Raw genomic sequence first — 3,542 nt, 5'->3', positions numbered from 1 at the left:
ATGAAAAAAGCGGCAGGATGACGGTTCTGGGGTATCACGTCGGCCCGGAAAGTGGTCTGGATAAAGTGCCGGTTCGTATGATGACACTGAATCGGACCACCGGTAATTATGAATTCTGGGAGCCGGGAGAAAATCGGCCAACGATTTTATGGACGCCGAACGAACAGGAGTTTCAGGTTCCAGCCCATACCGGGAATGAAGAACGGCCGTTTATTCCGTCACAAATCACCGTATTGCCAATCCCGGAGAAAGTGGGCAGCGATATTGAATCGTTGCCGATGCCGGAAGAGAAGGATTTCCGCGATTATATTCTGATCTTCCCGATCCCGAATATGCCGCCGGTGTATGTGTATTTGAGTAAACCGTCGGTGAAATTGTTCGAAGTGGATTTGTATAGAAACTTTGCCGGGCGACCGAGGAATGGAACACATGCGGATCATATGCCGTCGGGAGCGGCTGTTGAGGCTTATTTTAAAAAATTAAATCCGAGGCTTACTGAAGGTCAGTTAGCAGATATGGCAAAAGATGTTGCGGCTATTATCATCCCAGCAGAAATTCATCAGAAGTTCAGTGCAACTTATGGGGGACGAAATAACCCGTCTCAAATAGAACAGGATGCAAAGGATCTAAGAATCGCTGTAGATCGTGATTTTAATACAATAAAGCCGGCGTTGAAGAACTATGGTGCAACAGAGGTGCAGCTTGAAAAAGCCAGATCGAAGATGCATAAACTCAATCAAGAACGGGGGTTGTATAAATAATGACTATCAACGTTGAAGCCCTAATTAATAGTTTGGGGAAAACTTATCAGGAAATTTTTGATGAGGGATTAATTCCTTATAAAACTAAGCCATCAGGTTTCTCTGGTGGTGAAGTGGTACGTCTGGATATGGTAAGAGAGGGAGTTTTTCTGGCGTTTTATCGCGAGGGAAAGCGTTTAAAAGAAATTACATTGACTCTATTTGATGAAAAGAGACCCCTATATCAATTTCCGAATGAGCTACCATCTCCTTTGGTATCTCAAATGTCACGACAGTGGGTTCATGAGCAGTTTGGGGAGCCTGAAAAATCACAGCCTCCAGAGGTAATAATGAAGCGTCAATTTGGGTGGACTGATTTATATACTGTTTTAGATTTTCGCATACCAACTAGTATGCAGATTGATTACGATCTATTGGAACAAGTGAAGTCAATTGCATTCTTACCCACATCAGAAGTGCGTTGGTAATCAACAATAGGTGGGCGGTTATTTTTAAAAACCAATTCATTTGTGAACAGTTTGAAAAATAAAATCGCAGATGAGTTGGTTTAATCAAGAATAAAGGTCATGTAAATAATGATAGATGTTATTGCAATTATTAATAGTTTGGGGAAGACCGCAGATATGTTAGTTGAAAATAAACTTATCCCAGCCGGAAGGTTTGAATATATGTTTGAAGGGTATGAAGAATTTTTTTGCAACCCGGAGTCAGGTTTGAGGTTGGTTTTTGATGATGCTTCAAAACAACTAAAATCAATACAATTTACGTTAGTTAATATTTATGATGATGGTGGGATATAGCGGGGAAATGCCCCTTCCGTTTTTACATTCAATGGATAAAGCTCGTTAGAGCACTTATGGGAACACCTGATTCTGTTGGTAGCCCAGAAAAAATTCCTGTAATTGGTGTTGTTGGTGGATACGACGCTTATATGTATAAGTTGGGTGATCAATACCCCAACATGGAGATTCGCTTTTTGTATTTTGCTGATTTTCGTGTACATGCGTTGATATTTGAGCGTTCTGTATAAATATTCTTTCTAGTTTTCTACTTTCAGCAGATAGCGGCTAACAAACTATTATCTGTATTTAATATCTGTTTTCGTTCCATGTGTGCTAGATCTTGGGTATAAATAATGACTATCAACGTTGAAGTTCTAATTAATAGTTTGGGGAAATCCTATCAGGAAATTTTTGATGAGGGATTAATTCCTTACAAAACTAAACCAAAAGGATATTTGGGGAGTGACCATATATCATTAGATATGATCAAAGAAGGTGTATATCTAGCATTTAGAAGAAATAATAAGGTTTTATTTGTTGTAACGATTATCTTGCTTGATAGTGATAAATTATCATATCAATTCCCTAATGAATTACCACCGCCATTAATTCCTATGATGTCTCGTCAATGGATTCATGAACATTTTGGTGAACCTGAGAGATCACATTCTCCAGAGATGATTATGAAGCACCAGTTTGGTTGGAAAGAATTATATACACTGCTTGATTTTCGTATTCCTACAAGTATGCAGATATCTTATGATCTGCTTGAGCGTGTAGGATATATGACATTTTTACCCACATCAGAAGTGGGTTGGTAATTAATAATAGATGGGAGGTTTTTTTAAAAGCTAATTTATTTTCATATCCTAGAGTCAGTAACTTATTTAGGCCAACCCATAATAAATAAAATTTGAAGAACTATATTTTATCCCCACGGTTCATTGCTTATTTCTACTGTGTCAATAATCTGAGGTAATATTGTATAGTTCTTCTTCATATTCATATGAAATCCTTTATAATCTATGGCTTAAAGAAACATTTTACTCTCTGGATGCACAAATCTTTCTGGTACATAGAGATCATAATCATTCGTTCGGCAATATTCTTCTAATTGATAACTGGAATTAACACCAATTTTCCTATATATCCGTGCGATATGAGTTTCAACGGTGCGATAGGAGATATTTAACATTTTGCCCATTTGCTTACTGGTGTACTTTTGTAAAAGAAGGAAAATAACATCCCATTCCCGCTGAGTAAATAAATCAGTTGGCGGCTGGAACATAATAGATGCAGGGAGTTTTCCATGGTATAGACGGGTTAATGAATAGTCCTGAGCTTGCCAACCATGATATAGAACACCCATACAATTCCCATCTTCATGATAAAGAGGATATTTTGCAAAAAAATAAGATGACAGAATTTGATCTTTTCCATGTACATGTGTTTCAAGTGAACATATTCTTTCTTCTCTTTCCATCACTTTTTTATCATGGAGCATGTATTCGTTGGCAAAATCGGCACCATCCCAGGGAAGCTCATATTCATACAGCCCTTCGTAGTCAAAAGAACTTGGAATATTTTGAAGCTGTTTAACTGCTTGATTGACATAAATAAAACATGCGTTTTTATCCTTTATTCCCCAAGGCTCATTACTTTGCTCTAATGTATTAATTACTTGAGGTGAAATGGTTAATTTACTATTCATATTGTCATTCCTATTTTTCTAGTCTTAAAATTTGATTATTGATATTTAAGTTTATAGTTAATCTAACTCTATGCTACCAATAGTGACAAATCTTTCTGGAATATAAAGGTCAAACTTGTTTTCTTTGCAGAAATCTCTTAATTCTGCATGCAATGGCAAATCAAATTTTCGGTAAATTGACTGAATATGATTAACCACATCTTCCGTACTTATTATTAATTCCTCGCTGATACTCTCTTCATCCAATGAACGAAGGGTCAGAAAGAGAACTTCCCATTCAGTTTGCGT

At 37.1% G+C, this 3,542-nt stretch carries 7 protein-coding genes; 5 read left to right on the top strand and 2 right to left on the bottom strand.

The genetic code is table 11. The features are described from left to right. The 5 genes from LGZ99_RS23695 to LGZ99_RS23675 form a co-directional block, all read left to right on the top strand. Window positions 1-761, top strand: a 761-nt coding sequence (locus LGZ99_RS23695) for an S-type pyocin domain-containing protein (protein ID WP_262979771.1), incomplete at its 5' end; no start/stop codon positions are given. Beyond that, complete coding sequence (locus LGZ99_RS23690) at window positions 761-1,228, top strand: DUF6392 family protein (RefSeq protein ID WP_262979770.1); 468 nt, start codon at window positions 761-763, stop codon at window positions 1,226-1,228. The genes LGZ99_RS23695 and LGZ99_RS23690, both read left to right, overlap by 1 nt. Window positions 1,229-1,336: 108 nt before the next feature. Further along, on the top strand, window positions 1,337-1,561 hold the full coding sequence (locus LGZ99_RS23685) for a hypothetical protein (RefSeq protein WP_262979769.1): 225 nt from the start codon (window positions 1,337-1,339) through the stop codon (window positions 1,559-1,561). A gap of 56 nt (window positions 1,562-1,617) precedes the next feature. Further along, entirely contained in the window at window positions 1,618-1,791 is a 174-nt protein-coding gene (locus tag LGZ99_RS23680; protein ID WP_262979768.1) for a hypothetical protein, read from the top strand. 105 nt (window positions 1,792-1,896) lie between these two features. Then, window positions 1,897-2,364 (top strand): DUF6392 family protein, encoded by a 468-nt coding sequence (locus tag LGZ99_RS23675; RefSeq protein WP_262979767.1) that lies wholly within the window; start codon window positions 1,897-1,899, stop codon window positions 2,362-2,364. Window positions 2,365-2,573: 209 nt separating this feature from the next. Here the strand turns inward: LGZ99_RS23675 and LGZ99_RS23670 are convergent, their stop codons facing one another. Then, on the bottom strand, window positions 2,574-3,254 hold the full coding sequence (locus tag LGZ99_RS23670) for a helix-turn-helix transcriptional regulator (RefSeq protein WP_262979766.1): 681 nt from the start codon (window positions 3,252-3,254) through the stop codon (window positions 2,574-2,576). A gap of 57 nt (window positions 3,255-3,311) precedes the next feature. Beyond that, a partial coding sequence (locus LGZ99_RS23665; protein ID WP_262979765.1) for a helix-turn-helix transcriptional regulator occupies window positions 3,312-3,542 on the bottom strand: 231 nt, incomplete at its 5' end.

Origin of the sequence: Photorhabdus temperata (genome assembly GCF_025384845.1) — a bacterium.
In the GTDB taxonomy this organism is placed as follows: Bacteria; Pseudomonadota; Gammaproteobacteria; order Enterobacterales; family Enterobacteriaceae; genus Photorhabdus; species Photorhabdus temperata.
This window is presented reverse-complemented; position numbering and strand designations above follow the sequence as displayed.

Coding starts and splice junctions, on each gene's coding strand:
- LGZ99_RS23670 (WP_262979766.1), bottom strand. CDS start 3,254: ATGAATAGTAAATTAACCATTTCACCTCAAGTAATTAATACATTAGAG.
- LGZ99_RS23685 (WP_262979769.1), top strand. CDS start 1,337: ATGATAGATGTTATTGCAATTATTAATAGTTTGGGGAAGACCGCAGAT.
- LGZ99_RS23680 (WP_262979768.1), top strand. CDS start 1,618: ATGGGAACACCTGATTCTGTTGGTAGCCCAGAAAAAATTCCTGTAATT.
- LGZ99_RS23690 (WP_262979770.1), top strand. CDS start 761: ATGACTATCAACGTTGAAGCCCTAATTAATAGTTTGGGGAAAACTTAT.
- LGZ99_RS23675 (WP_262979767.1), top strand. CDS start 1,897: ATGACTATCAACGTTGAAGTTCTAATTAATAGTTTGGGGAAATCCTAT.